This window comes from Pseudomonas sp. DE0010, from assembly GCF_007680745.1.
Classification (GTDB): Bacteria; Pseudomonadota; Gammaproteobacteria; order Pseudomonadales; family Pseudomonadaceae; genus Aquipseudomonas; species Aquipseudomonas parafulva_B.
Genome location: NZ_VEJQ01000105.1, coordinates 1 through 332 on the forward strand (window position 1 = coordinate 1; position 332 = coordinate 332).

1 protein-coding gene is annotated in these 332 nt (G+C 69.9%); it reads left to right on the forward strand.

Annotated features, from left to right (window positions below; genetic code table 11):
* Nucleotides 1–332 (forward strand): SDR family NAD(P)-dependent oxidoreductase (locus tag FS767_RS21855; RefSeq protein ID WP_144968194.1); only part of this gene is annotated, 332 nt, incomplete at both ends.

A 332-nucleotide genomic window follows, 5' to 3' on the forward strand; every position in this document is an offset into this window, starting at 1 on the left:
TGGTCACCGGCGGCAGCTCCGGGATCGGCGCCGCCGTCGCCGAGGCCCTGGCCAAGGCCGGTGCCGCCGTCGCCATCAACTACCATTCCAGCGCCGAACCGGCCGAGGAACTGGCCAAGCGCATCCAGGACGCCGGCGGTCGCGCCATCGCCGTCGGCGGTGACGTCGGCGACGAGGCCGAGGTCCAGGCGCTGTTCGACCGCACCCTGGAAGCCTTCGGCCGCCTGGACATCCTGGTCGCCAACTCCGGCCTGCAAAAGGATGCGGCCGTGGCCGACATGTCGCTCAAGGACTGGAACACGGTGATCAACACCAACCTCACCGGGCAGTTC